The following is a 17,543-nucleotide window of genomic DNA, read 5'->3' on the forward strand; positions in this document are numbered from 1 at the left end:
TTTTTCTACAAATCTTAATTACCATTTATATGGATATTAGGTGTCCGTAGGTCAGTATCCGAAGGAGCATCCTTGTCATGTACTGCAAAGTAAGTTACACAATTTGGGAATTTATATTAGATGTCTTAATTGTATTTAGACAGAAAGTTTCTAGTGTCTAAATACAATAGGATATCTAATACAGATGAATAATTTTTAATTGTGAACGTTCAGAAAGTATAAATTGTACTATTATAAACGGTTGTTGTTATTATTCGAGATGGTAGGATAAAATGAGCGGCCATAAATATAAAATATTTATGGCCGCTTTCTGTTCCATTACTACACAAACCCCTATTACCCCATACAGTATACACATTTATCCTATAAATGTGATGGTTCTATACCAGTGGCTTTCTCCATTTATTTTATATGCATTTTTATCAAAACCTGAGATTGCAAATCCTATAAAGGATATAAACAATCCCGTAAGTATTAAAATAAAACTTAACTTTAAACAAATTTTTTTTATATTTATAATTTTCATATTCTCACCATCGTCTTTCTAAATGTATAGGAGATTTTCTGTATAAATAATTTTATAACATTTAAAAATTTTATAAATGCAAATTGTGTTATTAATGCACATAAAACACTTATACCTAATAATAAAAATCCAAATCCTATTTGTGTAACAACAATATAGGCTCCCTGCCTTAGGCAAAAGAAAGAGCCTGCTATACACCATAATCCTCCTCCAAAGCCTGCAAGTGCTATTACTCCTGTAATCAAAGGTATACACAAAATTATTATACATCCGCATAATATTAATAAGATTATTACTGAAAGTATAGATCCCCATAATGGAAATCCAAGAATCAACAGTACTATCCTAATAAACTTTCTTCCCACAGAGGATTCTCTTAATATAATATTTCCTTGATCTTCTATAATATTTTTAGCAATATGCTTAGGTGAACCTATCTTGTCTATGGCTTGACTTTCAGTATATCCATCTTCTATATAATCATCAATTATCTCACCATAATATGTCGTAAATTTATTACATTCAGTTTCTCCCAAAGAGGATAGCTGTTTCATCAAATCGCTTAGAAATTCTTCCTTATTCAAAACTCTTACCTCCTATAAAAAAATATATATCCATAATTTTTTTCCAATCATATAAAAAAAAATCTTCTATATGCTTTTTCCCATTAGGAGTTATATGATAATATTTTCTTAATCTACTGTTATGTTCTAGAGAATATGTCTCAACATACCCATTTGCTTCTAACCTTTTTAAAATTGGGTATAATGTAGATTCAGACATTTCTATACATTTAGAAATATCTTTTATAATTTGGTAGCCATAGGAGTCACCCTTTTTTAATACAGCAAGAATACATATTTCTAGTAATCCCTTTTTTAATTGTATGTTCATTATTATCTCTCCTAACCCATTATTAAATTTACATTATCTTTATAAGGATTATTCTAGAGGTAGTGCAGGTGGAATGTCTTTAAATTTTTTACGTTATCAGCATTGATTCTTGAATTTTGAGTCTTACTCCAAATTTTTTCTCTATATAATTTATTAACATTATTAGCTTAAATGAATGTCCTCCTAAATTATAAAAAGAATCGCTTATACCCACTTTTTCTATTTCCAGTATCTTTTTGAATAACTCAATTAAAATTTTCTGAGTCCTTTTTTCCGAACTTCTATTGTTAACTTTATCAGTCTCATTTTCTAAGTCGGAAAGAACATGAATATTCATACTCATTGCCAAGCATCTTTATACATTATACTATACAATACGATGTATTATGTGTCAACATGTATTTTCTACTTTTTGCCCTGATGTCAGCATCTGCATTATGAAGTGCAAAGTATCTTCTATAAATTAGATAAAATAAACGTGGTATTTGATAATCAATAATTTCAATAAAAACTATTGATTATCAAATACCAGTAAAATGGTTATTAAAACTACTATCAAAAACAAATTCTGAATAACTACCGATTTTGATGATATATTTTTAGCACTTTTACTTGCATTTTATAAATTCAATTTGATTAATTTGGGAAATTAATCAAATCCTATTGCCGTTTCTGATCCATTACTACAGAGACCCCTAGTTCAGTAATTTTACTCATAATGTGTCCACATTCTATACACTTTTATTATTCGTTCTTCTTCTAAGACTTGATAAACTATTCTATGCTGTATATTTATTCGTCTTGATACCTTTCTTTTTAAATCACCTTTTAATTTCTCATATGGTGGAGGATTTTGGTAAGGATTTTCTTTTATAATTGCTAAAAGCTCTTTAGCCTTTTTATCAAGTCCACATTTTTCAAGTTTTCTTGCATTTTTCAAGGCATAATTTGAGTATTTTATTATATATCCCATCCTATATCCTTTGCTTCTTTCCATTTATCCAAAGGAACTTTATCTGCCTCTAAAATACTTTCCCTTATACCTGGTATTGATAAAAGATATAATGTTTCTTGTATTGCTGACCAATCCTCCAAGCTGATCATTACAACATCACCTTTTTTACTGGTTATCTGTATAGGCTCTGAATTTACAATAGTTTGTTCTATTATATTAAATATATCCCGTCTGGCATTGGTAACAGGAATAGTTCTCATAAATAATCACCTCTACTTATATAATACTGTACATATTTATGTACGTCAATTTTTTTTGAATTTATTTTCTTATAACCACTTATTATAAGAATCATAATTATACAATATAAATTTAATGTCTAAATCTTATAAGATATCTAATATAAATTTCCACATTGTGTAACTTACTTTGCAATACATGACAAGGATGCTCCTTCTACCCAATTAAAGCAATCGGAGTTTCTGTAATAAAAATTATTTAAAACTGAAAATATTTTTCATTCTCTCTTACATTATGATAATTTTTTCACAATGTATATGCTATCATATAAAAAATGAATTAAATATAGTTTATAAAAAATAATTAAAGACACATGGTGTAATGACAAGACCAGCTAGTAAAAGTCAATATATAATTTGTAGTTAAATTATTTTTTGGATTTTCCATATCTATATTTATACAAAATTGTATTTTATTTTTTCGAACTTAGTTATTATAATAATACTTTAAGTATTTCTCAATATTTTCTCTGGCTTTTTTCTTTCCATGTACAAGTTTATTATTATTCTCAATACAAAATACGTTGGTAAGATAACTTTTATTTTATCTACCAACGTATTAAACATATGCTAAGCATAAAGTTTTATTACAATATATTCCACTATGTGATCTGGCAGAAACCATTTCAAAAATACCATAATCTTGTTCATAGAGCCTACTACCTGTCTAACTGGTGGATTGCTGCTACTTAGGATTTTCTGTACCATTCTTACTATTCCCTCAGGTGATGGTCCTGTCTGTTCATACTTTACCATCCTAGCTATAGATCTATTAAAGACCTCTTTATAAATTGAGTCCTCTGAAGCCCTTACAAAAACTCTATTGTTAGTAAATCCGGTCTGGGTATCTCCCGGCTCTATCAACACCACCTTGATCCCAAAGGGCTTAAGTTCCATCCTCAAACCTTCCATTAAGGCTTCCATGGCACATTTACTAGCACTGTAGAAGGATTGGAAAGGTACTGTAATCAATCCTGCTACAGAGCTTATATTTATTATCAGGCCATGTCCCTGTTTCCTCATGATAGGTATCACACTTCTACAGATTCTGTGAGCACCAAAGAAATTCGTATTAAATTGCCTAAAGGCTTCTTCATCGCTGGTATCCTCCACAGAGCCCGCTATACCAAATCCTGCACAGTTAACTAAAATATCCACCTTACCTTCTTTCTGTTCTACATCCACTACAGCTTTATTTATGCATTCCTCTGAACATACATCCAAGCAAAGCATTTTTATAAAGCCTTTATCTGAATTAGTCTCCGGTATAGTCTTTAAATCATCCTGATACTTCCGACTGGTACCATAAACTTTATAGCCATCCATAGCTAAAGTTTCTGCGATAGCCTTCCCTATACCTGAAGAAGCACCTACCACCAGAACAACCTTTCCATATACCTTTTTCATTTTAATCCCCCTCATAAAAGGATATTTTATTTATTGGTTAAGACGCTGATTCACATCAATAAAATTCCGCATACTCTCTATTGACACTTCTATAAAGCATTGGCTTTTTCTTTCTAGACTGCATACCGTTATAACATAGTTTTCATAAATATTTGAGGTTAATAAAAATCCGCCTTTATAGACATTACCTTTTTTGTCAATGCCAAAGTTAATTTCCCTAAATGCTTCTGATATGCCTTTCCCAGTAGCCTTTAGGTAGCTCTCCTTCCTAGTCCACAATAATGTAAATTCACTCCCTGGCTTTTTAGAACCTTTAATACTCATAATCTCTTTATCGGAACATACCTTCTTCAATATCAAAGTATTTATTGGAATAATTTCCTGAATATCCATGCCCACAGTTTCACTAGATATGGCACAAGCAGCTCCTAATTTACAATGACTTAAATTGAAAGATACTGGTTTAACTCCACCAAAATGCGGTTTTCCAAATTCATTATACTGAAAGCTTGTATCAGAAAGTATGATGCCTTCTTTTTTTAATCCAAAAAACAATAATACATATGCAATTATTGACAGATATCTATCTCTTCCTTTTTTAATCCTTTCAGTCTTATTTCTTCTATCCTTTGGCAGAAGTGGCATTACCTTTTTTATAAATTCTTTATCAAGCTTATGAAGCTCAGTAAAATAATAAACCATTACTTAGTATTTTTTTCGAGATATTGAACCACATCACCAACACTTCTTAACTCTTTTATGGCTTCCTCAGGGATATCTATATCAAGCTCCTCTTCAATATCACATATCATTTCCATCATTGTATAGGAGTTTATTGCCAGATCATTTATTAGAAGACTATCCATATGTATTTCTTCAGCCTCTATACCACTATATTTTGCAATTGTTTCAACAACTGTCTCAAACATATTTCAGTTCCTCCCATCTCTTATAATCTTTTTACTTGAAGTTTTCTTGAATTCCTCTTCTCTTATTTTATATTTGCCTATATTTTTATAGTAGGGCAGTCTTCTGTTGATTTCATCAATTTTTTCAGAAAGCTCTTTTTCTACATCCTGTGGGTTTTTGTCTTTTATTACTTCATTATCCACATAGACTTCCGCCACAATGCACATTTGGTTGTTTTTCTCATCCTTTTCGGAGTAAACCAAAACTTCTTTCACAAATGGTATATTGATTATGTGCATTTCTAGTTCTTCCGGATATATATTTTTGCCATTGTTAAGAATAATAACATTTTTTGACCTTCCTGTTATGTACAAGAACCCCTCTTTATCCAGCCTACCTATATCTCCTGTTTTAAACCAATTATCACAAAATGCTTTTTCAGTCAGCCCTTCATTTTTATAATACCCCTTCATAACAGAGTCTCCTCTCACAAGGATTTCACCTTCTCCGTCTTCATTGGGATTGTCTATCTTCACTTCGCAGCCGTCCAAAACAGTCCCAACACTTCCGTCCTTATAATAATTATTCTTATTCACAGCAACAATAGGTGAACACTCTGTTATTCCATATCCGTTAAGAACATTTACGCCAAAGCTTCTAAAGCCTTTTATATATTTAGGATCTATATGTGCACCGCCACATACCATAAGCTTTAATTCTCCTCCAAAGCTTTCTAGTACTTCTTTAAAGAAATATTTTCTTAAATCTATACCTACACATAAAAGAGCATCACTTATTCTGCATATGCTTCTCAGTGTTTTTTCCTTATTATTTGATTTTGCTGTTCGCCATATTGTATTATAAAGGGACTCAATATAGAGGGGAACTAAAAAAAGACTTTTCGGCTTATATTTTTTCAAATCTCCTGCTATTCTTTTCATGCTGCTGTTGATGCATATGCAGGTTCCAGTATATAGCATGCCTATTACACCGGCAGTCATACCAAAGGTATGATGAATGGGCAGAATAAGAACAGATGGATTATATGACTCAATATTTTTAGCTCCACCAATTACATTTGACATTAAATTCTTATGGGTTAGCATTACGCCTTTACTAGTCCCTGTAGTTCCTGAAGTATAGTGGATAGCCGCCAGCTGTTCCTTGTTTATTTTAATATTGCTGAATTCAGAATTGCCAAGGGAAATTGCTTCTTTCCCTTCCTTTATCAAGTTGTTGAAGATTATAAACTTAGAGCTACTATCTTCCATAACTATTGACATGAAAGGAGTTTTCATGTTTTTTTCCACCTCTTCTGCTGCTTTCTGATATGCGGCAGAAAAAACAAAAACTTTGCAATCTACTTCCTGCAATAGCCAAAGGATTTCTCTGGGGTTTAAATCCTTATCAAAAGGTACAATGACATTTCCCGTTGCTAATGCTGCAAAGTATGTTACAATCCATTCATAGCTGTTTTCTCCAATTACCGCTATGTGAGAATCCTTGATATTTCTCTTTGTAAATACTGTGCCTAAATATTTAACATCCTCAAAAAACTCAACATAGGTCTTCTCCAGCTCTTTATTCCCTTTCCTATATTTAAAAGCAACCTTATCTCCATATTTTTTCGCACAGTTTTCTACCAATTCTTTTAGATCTTTTACATCTTCTGTTTCATATAGCGGATAATTTTTCATTTATATTCCCCTTAAATAATATTGTACTCACGGCCTACCTGTTCCAGAGCATTCAAGGCCTTGTCCAAATGCTCTTTTGTATGTGCAGACATAATACTCATTCTGATTCTGGACATTTTTTTCGGCACTGCTGGATATACTACAGGATTTACATAGATATTCATCTGATGAAGTCTTTTGCATACTTCCTTCACCTTTAGGTCGTCACCAATAATAATTGGGAAAATAGCAGTTTCTGAACTCCCCAGATTAAAACCCATATCCGTAAGATTTTTCTTAAAATAACGGATATTACTCCACAGCTGCTCTCTTAACTGAGGTTCATCCTCAATGACCTCCATAGCTGCAATCAAAGAGCCTGCTGACTGAGGTGTCATAGCTGTAGAAAACATATAGGTTCTAGAATAGAAATGCAACAGCTCAATCAATTCCTCCTTAGCGGCAATAAAACCTCCTACAGAACCCAGAGCCTTAGAGAAAGTTCCTGCCACAATGTCAACCTTTCCTTCTATATGGAAATGTTGAGGAGTTCCTCGACCTGTTGCACCAATAACACCGCTGGCATGGGCCTCATCCACCATAACATAAGCACCATGGGCTCTTGCAAGCTCAACGATCCTGTCTAGTTTGGCAATATCCCCATCCATGGAATAAACACCATCTACAACAATCAACTTTGTCCTATATTTGTCTTTCACCTTTGACAAGGCATGTTCCAGAGAATTCATGTCATTATGCTTGAAGATTTTTGTATTTGTATTTTTACACCCGTCAAGGATACTTGCATGTACCAATATATCCAGAATGGCAATATCATTTTTTCCCAGCATAGAAAGCAGAGTGCCGCAATTGGAACCAAAGCCCGAGGTATAGATAATTGCTGACTCACAACCCTTAAATTTTGCTACCTTCTGTTCCAACTCAATATGAAGATCCAGAGTTCCTCCCAATAAAGGCACGCTCCCTGCACCTGATCCATATTTTTCTAGTGCGGCCCTTCCGGCAGCGATGGTTCTAGGGTGCCTGGTTAAATTAAGGTAATCATTGGAAGCCAAATAAACCATTTCTCTTGTTTCACCAGTATAGGGATCTCTGACTTTCATCAAAGGACTGGAACCATTCAAAGAAACACGTCTGTACTGTGCATGCCTTTTTTCAAACAAATCCTCAGAAAACTCTTTAAACATCCGTGCCCTGCTCATAATATCCTGGTCCTCAACCTCCATAAAATCTGCCAAGCTATAATTCCTTGAATCTATTTTGTCTCCCGGTACAAGATCCTTATTTATTTTAGATATTTTCTTCAAAATTATATTCTCCTTTCATTACTCTCTTATATTCAATACTAATAACTAATTAAACAAAAGTATTTTACTATGCTTTATTCGATAAATTATAACAAAAATTTCGAATACTAAATATTGTACCTTGGTACAATATTGTAAGATCCACAGCACTCCTCAAGCACTTAAAATATCAATCTTTATACATTTCTATTGTTGTGCCATTAAAAAAATAGTATAATATGGATTATAAAATAATGATTTTTTTACTCGAATTAAGACAGTTATAGTAAGAGGTGGTTTCGATGATAAAAGAAGATCCGTCTAATCTTGGGTTATTAAAAACAAAATATAGCATACCTAACATAAATAAACATCTGTTGCCACGTACGGTTATCAATCACAGGCTGAAAGAGTCCTTGAGTCGTAAACTAACTATTATAACAGCTCCTGCAGGCTACGGTAAAACTACCGCTGTGCTTAAATGGCTTGAAGGTATTTCACTGTCCTGTGCCTGGTTTTCTATTGATACAGACGATAATGACCCCCTTGTATTCTGGCGTTATTTATGTGCTGCACTAAACAGCATTTCAAATGGCATCAGCAAAGCTACAGAATATATTTTTACATCACAAGATCTTTTTAAGGCAAATGCCCATCTGAGCATTATAATTGATAATTTATCAATTATTCCCTCAGATTTTTTGCTTGTATTGGATGATTTCCATCTAATTACAAACCATGATATTCTTAATGGTCTATCCTACTTTATAACTTATCTGCCTTCAAACATGCACATTGTAATAATAAGCAGAATTGAGCCTCCTTTGAAGCTAACAAAGCTTGGCTTAAAGGAGGATCTGGTAAGAATTAGGTCAGAGGAACTCCGTTTTGAAACTGAAGAAATCTGCCAATATTATGAAGGAAGAGGATATTTTCTACAAAAAGAACAAATTCATAAGATTAAACTTTATACAGAAGGTTGGGCCGCTGCACTGGTAGCCGTAGCTCTGTGTCTTAAAAATGAAAAGGATAGACATAATGTCATAAAAAATTTTGGAAATAGTAATTTATATATAGAAAATTATCTAGTTGAAGATGTTTATAATACATGGACAAACGAGCAGCAGGAGTTTATGGAGAAAGTCTCCATTTTGGATAGACTATGTGGACCTCTTTGTGAAGAAATTACTAATTATGATGGCAATAGATTACTAAAAGAATTGTATACCCAGAACAGCTTTCTTATAGCCCTAAATTATGAAGGCATATGGTTTAGATACCATTCTCTTTTTTTAGATTTTCTAAGAAAAAAGCTATTGAAGAGAGATACTACCATAATTCAAGCTCTACACCACAAAGCCGGAGAATGGTTCAAAGCACACGGCTTTTTCAAGGAAGCAATCGATCATTTTTTGAGAGGTTCTCATTATGAAGCTGCTCTGCCTCTTATAGAAAAGCATAGTCAAGTGCCAATAAGAAAGGGAGACTATTCAAATGTTATTTCATGGATTGAAAGGCTGCCAGACAAATATGTTAATAATTCTCTGATGATTATGCTTATAAAAGCAACATATCTTATTGGGACAGATGATTTCAAAAACGCATGGAAGTATATGGAACAAATACAACTGGCACTAAAAAATGAAACTGCCTTTTCTAAATCCTTCAATACAATCTATTTGATGGTTAAAGCTCATTTCTTTATACGACAGGGTAATATCGAAAACACCTTACAAACGATCATGGAAGCTGCCGCCTGCGGTATAAACAATGTTATGAGTACACAATATATGAATTTTAATCTGCTTGATATTTCTATTTTTCGTACTCCATATTATACATTTACAAAAATACTAAAAAGAAATTTTGCTGAGTATGATTCACTTGTCGGTAATTATAGAACTCTGATCAGCACAAACCCTGGATATGCACCGTTGGTTAAAGGTGAATTATTTTATGAAAGTGGGAAACTAGACAAAGCCCTTCCAGAATTGCTTGCCGCCATTGACGAAGCCGTAAATGCTCGTTGTGCAGGAGCTTTAGTTCCTGCAATGATTACCATAGCAAAAATAAAACGGACTCAGGGTGATATGCAAGGCGCTTTAAAGGCTATTGAAGAATGTGAAAATAAAGTAGCAGAATTCCATAAACCCCACTGGAGCTATATACTAAAGGCCTTTAAAGCAAGGCTTTATATTGATTTGAATGATACAGAATTAATAGATAAATGGATGAAGGAAAGCCGGCTAAATATCTATCAAGATATTATCAAGATACAGGAATATGAATTGATTGTACTGGGTAGGGTTTTAATTTACAAACAGCAGTATAATGATGCCACTATATTGTTGAATCGACTTTTAAAATTTGCCATGGTACAAAAGAAAAATCATAGTATTGTTGAAATACGAAATCTTCTTGCTATTACAGCAATAAAAGACTTGAATGAAGAAATTGCTGAAAATCACCTTGAAAATGCTCTTTCCATAGGACTTAAGGAAGGCTATGTAAGAAGCTTTGTAGATGAATTTGTTCCGATGATTTCTTTACTAGAAATGTATCTTAGAAAAAATAAAAGAAGAAACAAACTAACAGTTTATGCAAAAGATCGCCTCAATCAGACAAAAGAGTCTGTTAAACATTTTGTAATTCCTACAAATTCAGATACAATCGAAAATCTCCTAACTGCCACGGAGAATAAGGTTCTACATCTTATAATTAATGCCTATGCCAATAAAGAGATTGCAGAAAAACTAGGAATAACTCTCAGGACAGTAAAAGCCCATACTGGTAATATATATGCAAAGTTAGGGGTAAAAAATCGTATGCAATGCATAAAAAAAACAAAGGTATAATGAACCCAAGAATTCAGTTAAATTATAGTTAGGTTCTTCATAAAATTTTTATTAAGACACATGGTGTAATGACAAGGGGATAAGGTAGTAACGAAGATATTGGTTACCACACTTGGCAAGACAAGTCTCTTCACCGCAGAAATTACCTGATTGATATTTATTCCAAACGAGTCCGGCATACTTGGCTAAGGCAGCTTCATTTTTGAAGCGGGATATATCACCGATTTCTGCTACAACGCCGGCCGCAATAACAGGACCGATTCCTGAAATAGTAGTCAGTATATGGCTAAAAGCCTTAAGGTGATTTTCTATCTCTTTATCAAGCTGCTTCTCTAAGAAGCGAATATTTTCAAGTGTCATGGTTAGAGATAATCCTACGGAATCATCCAAAGTAGGATGAAGCCTATAGGCTCTATTGGCAGCCTTTTTGAGACCATTTACAATTTCTTTAGGATTTTTGAGTCTGTTGTTACCCTGTGACACTATAAATTCAACAAGTTCTTCCGAAGAAAGCTTAGCAATTTGATCAGGTGTATATTTTTCAATTAAATCAGTAGATGCTTTACCAAAGACATTGCTAAAGGGGCAATCTGACTTGTAGGAAGAAAATTTTAAGTATATAAGGTTAGAAGCCCTGTTTTTTTCATTGATTAAAGTGTGAACAAGGGAAAATCTATACCTTGTAAGACGCTGTAAAGCTACAAATCTAAAGTCTGGTTTTGGTGAAGGTGCCAGGAGTAGTGGGATGTGCACTCCACACCAAACTTAATGCAGGAAGCATTAATGTTTCGGGCACAAGTGTTAATACTACAATAAAAATACCCGAAAACTGGAACGAAAATTCCCCAGTAAAAAATACTATGATAAGCTCCTATGGTAAAAGAATGACCATGGGAGGGAATATCAAGATGCTGGGGGTAGCAATGCAAACAACGATAAAAACATTATTTGAGAAAGGATATAACAAGGCACAAATTGCCAGAATGTTAAATATAGATAAAAAGACAGTAAGGAAAATACTAAAGGATATGTACAAAGAAAGCCAAGGACATCCATGCTTGAACCATATAATGGATTTATTTTATCAAAAATATCATTTGAAATATACATGGAGATTTTTTTACGGTTACATAATTCTATTTCATATGCAAAACTATAGAAATGAAAAAGCCTTGATTTGTGACAAAAAAAAGAAGCAATCTGCTTCTCAGTACATTCTCTGGTGCGAAGGATGGGACTTGAACCCACACGATGTTACTCGCTACCCCCTCAAAGTAGTGCGTCTGCCTATTCCGCCACCTTCGCATTTATTTATATCACTTATCTGACATACAATAGTATTATACTTACTTTTTATAAATCTGTCAACTAAAAATCAACAAACTATGAACCAAATTTTAATAATGTATATTTATTAATATACTCATTAAGTCACCTTTGTATAAATACTTATAAATTCTGTAATTCACTTCCACCTTCTTAATATATTTATCTGTTTCCTGAAATGGTATGTAGTCAAGATTTTTTCCATCTGTGGAATGTTCTGAATTCTTCAGCCATTTTTGCACATTCCCCCGTCCTCCATTATATGCAGCTAACACAAGCTTCATATCATCATTAAATTCAGTTTTTAAATCATTCAGATACCAGCATCCCATTCTAATATTAAATTCAGGATCATAGAGCATGTCTTCATTAAAATCAGCTATATTCATCTTTTCCGCCGCCCATTTAGCTGTATCTGGAGTTATCTGCATAAGGCCTATGGCATTTTTATTTGATTTTACATATCTTTTAAAATTGCTCTCTGTTCTAATTACAGCAATTACAAGATAAACATCCAAACTGTATTCCTTAGAATACTTCACTATGTAATTGGAATACTTCAAAGGGAAATAATATCTCACCATACTTTTTGCACTGAATATTGCAATTATTATTAACACCACTGCTACTATTCTCATTTTAGATTTCAATGTTATTTATGCCTTAAATATCCTATGTTAAGGCACTCCACCCCCTACACATTCATAGTTATCTTATCCAATATTTCTTTTAACTGTTTTTTTGTTTCATCTAAAGTATTTGAATTATCCAATACAAAATCAGCGTATTTCTTTTTTTCTTCTAAGGTCATTTGAGAATTTATTCTATCAATTATCTGATCTTCTGTCAATTTATCTCTTTCCTTTACCCTGAATATTTGAGTTTTTCTACTGGACCATACTAAAATAATTACATCTGTATACTTATAAAACCCGCTTTCTATGAGAGTGGCTCCATCTATTATACAAATTTTCTCACCTTTTTCATGAATCTTATTCATTTCTTCAAATATTTCTTTTTTGATAAAAGGCATTATTATATCCTCATATGTATTTTTTTTATCCTTGTTTGAAAATATATAGTCTCCAAATTCTCTTCTTTTCAGGTTTCCTGAGCTGTCAATAAATTTTTCTCCAAAAGCAGATTTTATTTTATCTTTTATTACGATATACTTTTCCATTACATCTCTAGCTATAACATCAGCATCTATTACAGATACCCCCTGTTTCCTGAGCATATTGGAAACAGTACTTTTTCCACTTCCTATCCCCCCGGTAAGTCCTATTTTAATCATACTTTTCCCCCACCTTCAGTTATTTTATTTCACCTTATACCAATTATCTCCTGTACTTATATCCACTTCAAGAGGAACCTTTAACTGAAACACATTTTCCATTTCCTCTTTTACGATATCTTTTACATCTTTTAATTCATCTTTATATACATTCAATACTAATTCATCATGAACTTGAAGTATTATTTTACTTTTAAAATTATTGTCTCTCAATCTGTTAAAAACATTTACCATAGCTATTTTTATGATATCCGCTGCACTTCCTTGAATGGGAGTGTTCATGGCAAACCTCTCCCCTAAAGCTTTTACTATTTTATTAGAGGATCTTATTTCAGGTATAAACCTTCTCCTATTTAAAATAGTAGTGACATAAAAATTCTCTTCAGCTTGCTTTACTATGTTGTTCATATAAAGTTTCACCTTTGGATACTTTTCAAAATAAGCATCTATATAAGATTTTGCCTCTTTTCTTGATATATTTAGATTCCTGGCCAGACTAAAATCTCCAATACCATATACTATACCAAAATTTACAGCTTTCGCATTACTTCTCTGAGTAGACGTAACTTCCTCCAAAGGTACATTAAATACCTCTGAGGCAGTTTTAGTGTGAATATCATTATGATTTATAAATGCATTTATTAAATTTTCATCTTCGGATATATGAGCAAGCACCCTAAGTTCTATCTGGGAATAATCTGCTGAAAGTATAACACACTCTTCATTGTCTGGTATGAATACTTTCCTTATTTCTTTTCCCATCTCATATTTTATAGGTATATTTTGGAGGTTGGGTTCGGTACTTGAAAGCCTACCTGTAGTGGTTACCGTTTGATTAAAATTAGAATGAATCTTGCCATCCTCCTCTATTACTACCTTTAGTCCTTCTATGTAAGTGGAGTATAATTTAGTAAGCTGTCTGTAATACATTATTTTCTTAATTATAGGATGCTTATCCTGTAACTTTTCAAGTACATCTGCATTAGTGGAGTATCCTGTTTTGGTCTTCTTTATAACAGGTAAATCCAATTTTTCAAATAATATTTTACCCAGTTGTTTTGGGGAATTTATATTAAACTCTTCTTCAGAAAAAATATATATTTCCTTTTGTACCTTATCTATTTCTATTTTGAATTTCTGCTCCAATTCAATCAGTTTATCCTTATCTACCTTGAATCCTTCACACTCCATATGTGCTAATATATAAGTAAGAGGCTGTTCCACTTCATATAACAATTTATCCATGGAAAAAACAGATATTTTCTCCTTCAAAGCTAAATATAGCTTTTTAAATGCCATAGTTTCTTTTATAGAACTATTTTCCGTTTCTGCTGGAATATCCACGCTCAAATATTCTTTAATAATTTCTGGTAACTCATAGTTGTTTCTTGCAGAATCTATCAAATAAGCTGCTATCTTCATATCAAATTCTATACCTGAAAATCCTATTCCAATTCTGTGCAATATACTACAGGGAATCTTTACTCCATAGCTTACCTTCCTTAGTAATGAACTTTCAAACAATGTTTTGGATGTTTCTATTGTTTCAATTTTATTTTTATCGTATATTTCTTTAAAATGTATCTCAAATATTTTATCTTCTATATTTACAAATATTTTGTCTATATAATTTCTAGAATAAATGTTTTTTTCTACAACTTTAAAATTAATATAAATTAGCTTATTTTTCACATTGTCATCTTTCAAAAAATCCATAAAATCACGAAATTTATTTAAAGTATCTATAACTTCACATTCCACATGTAAATCTTCCTCTTTTATCTTATCTTTTTTCTCTACTTCAGGTATTTTATCCATTAAAGATTTAAACTGAAGTTTCTCAAATAATCTTTTCAGGCCTTCGTTATCGTATTGTTCTTTAGATTCAATAGATTGTAAATCCATTTCTATAGGAACATCTGTAATAATAGTAGCAAGTTTCTTGCTAAATACAGCCTGCTCCATATAATTCTTTAAATTTTCCTGAACCTTTTTCCCTTTAATATTGTCTATATTACGAAGCACTTCTTCTATGCTTTTATATTCTTTTATCAATTTTAGTGCCGTTTTCTCTCCTATGCCAGGCACTCCGGGGATATTATCAGAAGCATCACCCATAAGCCCCTTTACATCTATAAATTCCTTAGGAGTTATTCCATAATCATTTATAATTCTATTTCTATCATAAATTTCCTTCTGTGTTATACCTCTTTTAGTTATCACAATTTTTACTGAATCTGTAGCCAGCTGAAGGGCATCTTTGTCTCCTGTAACTATATATACTTCCATACCTTCTTTTTCTGCAAAAACAGATAAGGTGCCCATAAGATCATCTGCCTCAAATCCATCTATTTCAAAAATATTTATAGATAAAAGTTCTAATATTTCCTTCACTATAGAAAACTGCTCTGCAAGTTCAGGAGGCATCTTCTTTCTACCTGCCTTATATTCACTATATTTATTATGTCTGAATGTAGGTGCACTTCTGTCAAAAGTACATACTATATGACTGGGCTCTATTTCCTTTTTCATTTTCAAAAGCATATTTATAAATCCATAAACTGCGTTTGTATGAATCCCTTCTGAATTAGTCAAGTCAGGTAGTGCATAAAAAGCTCTATTCATTAAACTATGTCCATCTAGTATCAATAATTTTTCCCGAGACATAAAATTACCTCCAAAATTCTATTTAAATATCTAAAAATTAAATTTTTCAAGCTTCTCTATTATAACATCTTACTATGATTACTCTCTACCATTTAAAGTTTTTTATTGCCATATTTTATGGTGAAATTTGTAGGATTTCAAACAATTTTTTATAATTTATATCTGTCTCAATACCATGTCTGTGCCAATGGTTTTTACATCCACAATAATCAAGAATAACACATTGAGGTACCAAATTCAAATTTCTGGCCTTTAATCCTCCCTCTATTAAATTAAGCACACAAGCAATACCAACAATACCTATATCTCCATATATAGTGTCTCCTTTTCCAGAAAAGACGCTGCTTTCATGAGGAACTACATAAACTTTAAAATTATGTTTTTCTCCTATTTTATTTAATATATTGACTTTACAATTTCCACAACAACCCATACATATAAAGCCCTTATCTGTCTTCTTTTTTCTGCATTCACTATAAGTTTTTAAACACATACATGCAGGGAGAAATATTATCTTATCCTTTGTTTTTAAAAATGTATTTCTAAAGGCCCTATTTAAAATTTCTGCTCCTACCATATTAAGATGATATTCAACTTCCCTGCGTCCACAAAATATGTTATCTTCTCTCTCTTTATAAAGCTTATATTCATTCATTAAAAATTTATCTACATTCAAGGTATATTTCCTCATATTTTCCATGGATTCCTTCTCGAACCAATCCGCTATTTCAATAATACGTTTACCTGCATTGGATACATAGTTACTATTATTATACTCAAAAAACAAATTCCATATTTCCATTCTTCTAACTTGAAATTTAAATTCCCCTGTAGATTTAAGCCACGTTATTAATTTTTCAAAATGATTTTCTATACAGATTATATTATAAAGTCCTTCTTTTAAAAGATATCTATATGCTATTTTTCCCCTTATACCATCTATATACTTTTTAAAAATCCAAGAATTCCGTCTCATATCCGAAAGTAAAACTAAAATTTTATAAGTAATTTTTGATAAATCCATGGATTTTTTTGAATACACATTCCACAATACTCCTATAATAAGAATCTCCAGTTGATACTCTTCTCTGCTTCTCAACTGTTCTATATCAAACTTCTGAATATATGCCATAAAATCCTCTATTATATTATTTGCCCTTGTTTGGATTTTTTGTATTACTTTTTCCGAGAAGCCAGATATAAATTTATAATACTCATTAGAATCCTTCAATTTATTTCTAAGACTATAAGTTACATAATTTCCCATATATTTTTTCTCCTAAATTATAATTAAAAATTTTTTTAAGATTCATAACAATAGTTTTTGCTTTTATAATAATTTCATTACCTTGTAAATTTTGAATTATAAACCATATCATCATCTTAAACCCAATATCCCCATCAATTTAATAAGGATATATCCCTAAA

The 17,543-nt window shown here is 31.9% G+C and carries 17 protein-coding genes and 1 tRNA gene; 1 reads left to right on the forward strand and 17 read right to left on the reverse strand.

Going from position 1 to position 17,543, the window contains the following annotated elements; all coding sequences use genetic code 11:
• Window positions 1–358: 358 nt before the first annotated feature.
• The 11 genes from V7Q02_RS05210 to V7Q02_RS05260 form a co-directional block, all read right to left on the reverse strand.
• Window positions 359–526 (reverse strand): hypothetical protein, encoded by a 168-nt coding sequence (locus V7Q02_RS05210; protein ID WP_333859944.1) that lies wholly within the window; start codon window positions 524–526, stop codon window positions 359–361.
• Window positions 523–1,110, reverse strand: a complete 588-nt coding sequence (locus V7Q02_RS05215; RefSeq protein WP_333859945.1) for a DUF1700 domain-containing protein — start codon at window positions 1,108–1,110, stop codon at window positions 523–525. Before V7Q02_RS05215 ends, V7Q02_RS05210 begins: the two co-directional genes overlap by 4 nt.
• Complete coding sequence (locus V7Q02_RS05220) at window positions 1,103–1,420, reverse strand: PadR family transcriptional regulator (protein WP_333859946.1); 318 nt, start codon at window positions 1,418–1,420, stop codon at window positions 1,103–1,105. The genes V7Q02_RS05215 and V7Q02_RS05220 overlap by 8 nt, the downstream gene beginning before the upstream one ends.
• Window positions 1,421–1,508: 88 nt before the next feature.
• Complete coding sequence (locus V7Q02_RS05225) at window positions 1,509–1,763, reverse strand: acyl carrier protein (protein WP_333859947.1); 255 nt, start codon at window positions 1,761–1,763, stop codon at window positions 1,509–1,511.
• 366 nt (window positions 1,764–2,129) lie between these two features.
• Complete coding sequence (locus V7Q02_RS05230; protein WP_333859948.1) at window positions 2,130–2,417, reverse strand: Txe/YoeB family addiction module toxin; 288 nt, start codon at window positions 2,415–2,417, stop codon at window positions 2,130–2,132.
• Entirely contained in the window at window positions 2,381–2,635 is a 255-nt protein-coding gene (locus tag V7Q02_RS05235) for a type II toxin-antitoxin system Phd/YefM family antitoxin (RefSeq protein ID WP_333859949.1), read from the reverse strand. Before V7Q02_RS05235 ends, V7Q02_RS05230 begins: the two co-directional genes overlap by 37 nt.
• Before the next feature lie 609 nt (window positions 2,636–3,244).
• Window positions 3,245–4,081 (reverse strand): SDR family oxidoreductase, encoded by an 837-nt coding sequence (locus tag V7Q02_RS05240; protein WP_333859951.1) that lies wholly within the window; start codon window positions 4,079–4,081, stop codon window positions 3,245–3,247.
• A gap of 30 nt (window positions 4,082–4,111) precedes the next feature.
• A complete protein-coding gene (locus V7Q02_RS05245) occupies window positions 4,112–4,783 on the reverse strand; it encodes a 4'-phosphopantetheinyl transferase family protein (protein WP_333859952.1) in 672 nt (223 codons plus the stop codon).
• Entirely contained in the window at window positions 4,783–5,010 is a 228-nt protein-coding gene (locus V7Q02_RS05250) for an acyl carrier protein (RefSeq protein WP_333859953.1), read from the reverse strand. Before V7Q02_RS05250 ends, V7Q02_RS05245 begins: the two co-directional genes overlap by 1 nt.
• 3 nt (window positions 5,011–5,013) lie before the next feature.
• Window positions 5,014–6,687 carry an AMP-dependent synthetase/ligase gene (locus tag V7Q02_RS05255; RefSeq protein ID WP_333859954.1) on the reverse strand — a complete coding sequence of 558 codons (1,674 nt, stop codon included), beginning with the start codon at window positions 6,685–6,687 and terminating at the stop codon, window positions 5,014–5,016.
• Window positions 6,688–6,698: 11 nt separating this feature from the next.
• Window positions 6,699–7,994 carry an aminotransferase class I/II-fold pyridoxal phosphate-dependent enzyme gene (locus V7Q02_RS05260; protein WP_333859955.1) on the reverse strand — a complete coding sequence of 432 codons (1,296 nt, stop codon included), beginning with the start codon at window positions 7,992–7,994 and terminating at the stop codon, window positions 6,699–6,701.
• A gap of 281 nt (window positions 7,995–8,275) precedes the next feature.
• Between V7Q02_RS05260 and V7Q02_RS05265 the strand changes: the two genes are divergently transcribed.
• On the forward strand, window positions 8,276–10,828 hold the full coding sequence (locus V7Q02_RS05265; protein ID WP_333859956.1) for a LuxR C-terminal-related transcriptional regulator: 2,553 nt from the start codon (window positions 8,276–8,278) through the stop codon (window positions 10,826–10,828).
• 51 nt (window positions 10,829–10,879) lie between these two features.
• Here the strand turns inward: V7Q02_RS05265 and V7Q02_RS05270 are convergent, their stop codons facing one another.
• The 6 genes from V7Q02_RS05270 to V7Q02_RS05295 all read right to left on the reverse strand — a co-directional run bounded on the left by V7Q02_RS05270 (window position 10,880) and on the right by V7Q02_RS05295 (window position 17,382).
• The gene (locus V7Q02_RS05270) at window positions 10,880–11,581 is read right to left on the reverse strand and encodes a transposase (RefSeq protein WP_333859957.1); all 702 of its coding nucleotides are present in this window, start codon (window positions 11,579–11,581) and stop codon (window positions 10,880–10,882) included.
• 467 nt (window positions 11,582–12,048) lie between these two features.
• Window positions 12,049–12,133, reverse strand: a tRNA-Leu gene (locus V7Q02_RS05275).
• 92 nt (window positions 12,134–12,225) lie between these two features.
• Window positions 12,226–12,804: a lytic transglycosylase domain-containing protein gene (locus tag V7Q02_RS05280; RefSeq protein ID WP_333859958.1), complete on the reverse strand. Its 579-nt coding sequence runs from the start codon at window positions 12,802–12,804 to the stop codon at window positions 12,226–12,228.
• A gap of 44 nt (window positions 12,805–12,848) precedes the next feature.
• Window positions 12,849–13,448, reverse strand: coding sequence for a dephospho-CoA kinase (coaE, locus tag V7Q02_RS05285; RefSeq protein WP_333859959.1), 600 nt, complete (start codon window positions 13,446–13,448; stop codon window positions 12,849–12,851).
• A 24-nt stretch (window positions 13,449–13,472) separates the two neighbouring features.
• A complete protein-coding gene (gene polA / locus V7Q02_RS05290) occupies window positions 13,473–16,115 on the reverse strand; it encodes a DNA polymerase I (RefSeq protein ID WP_333859961.1) in 2,643 nt (880 codons plus the stop codon).
• Window positions 16,116–16,230: 115 nt separating this feature from the next.
• The gene (locus V7Q02_RS05295; RefSeq protein ID WP_333859962.1) at window positions 16,231–17,382 is read right to left on the reverse strand and encodes a DUF116 domain-containing protein; all 1,152 of its coding nucleotides are present in this window, start codon (window positions 17,380–17,382) and stop codon (window positions 16,231–16,233) included.
• Window positions 17,383–17,543 lie beyond the last annotated feature (161 nt).

Origin of the sequence: Clostridium sp. (genome assembly GCF_036781005.1) — a bacterium.
Taxonomy (GTDB): domain Bacteria; phylum Bacillota; class Clostridia; order Clostridiales; family Clostridiaceae; genus Clostridium_B.

Excerpts from the sequence above, each read along its gene's own strand:
- V7Q02_RS05210 (WP_333859944.1), bottom strand. The coding sequence starts at position 526 with ATGAAAATTATAAATATAAAAAAAATTTGTTTAAAGTTAAGTTTTATT.
- V7Q02_RS05220 (WP_333859946.1), bottom strand. The coding sequence starts at position 1,420 with ATGAACATACAATTAAAAAAGGGATTACTAGAAATATGTATTCTTGCT.
- V7Q02_RS05225 (WP_333859947.1), bottom strand. The coding sequence starts at position 1,763 with ATGAGTATGAATATTCATGTTCTTTCCGACTTAGAAAATGAGACTGAT.
- V7Q02_RS05230 (WP_333859948.1), bottom strand. The coding sequence starts at position 2,417 with ATGGAAAGAAGCAAAGGATATAGGATGGGATATATAATAAAATACTCA.
- V7Q02_RS05235 (WP_333859949.1), bottom strand. The coding sequence starts at position 2,635 with ATGAGAACTATTCCTGTTACCAATGCCAGACGGGATATATTTAATATA.
- V7Q02_RS05240 (WP_333859951.1), bottom strand. The coding sequence starts at position 4,081 with ATGAAAAAGGTATATGGAAAGGTTGTTCTGGTGGTAGGTGCTTCTTCA.
- V7Q02_RS05245 (WP_333859952.1), bottom strand. The coding sequence starts at position 4,783 with ATGGTTTATTATTTTACTGAGCTTCATAAGCTTGATAAAGAATTTATA.
- V7Q02_RS05250 (WP_333859953.1), bottom strand. The coding sequence starts at position 5,010 with ATGTTTGAGACAGTTGTTGAAACAATTGCAAAATATAGTGGTATAGAG.
- V7Q02_RS05255 (WP_333859954.1), bottom strand. The coding sequence starts at position 6,687 with ATGAAAAATTATCCGCTATATGAAACAGAAGATGTAAAAGATCTAAAA.
- V7Q02_RS05265 (WP_333859956.1), top strand. The coding sequence starts at position 8,276 with ATGATAAAAGAAGATCCGTCTAATCTTGGGTTATTAAAAACAAAATAT.
- coaE (WP_333859959.1), bottom strand. The coding sequence starts at position 13,448 with ATGATTAAAATAGGACTTACCGGGGGGATAGGAAGTGGAAAAAGTACT.
- polA (WP_333859961.1), bottom strand. The coding sequence starts at position 16,115 with ATGTCTCGGGAAAAATTATTGATACTAGATGGACATAGTTTAATGAAT.
- V7Q02_RS05295 (WP_333859962.1), bottom strand. The coding sequence starts at position 17,382 with ATGGGAAATTATGTAACTTATAGTCTTAGAAATAAATTGAAGGATTCT.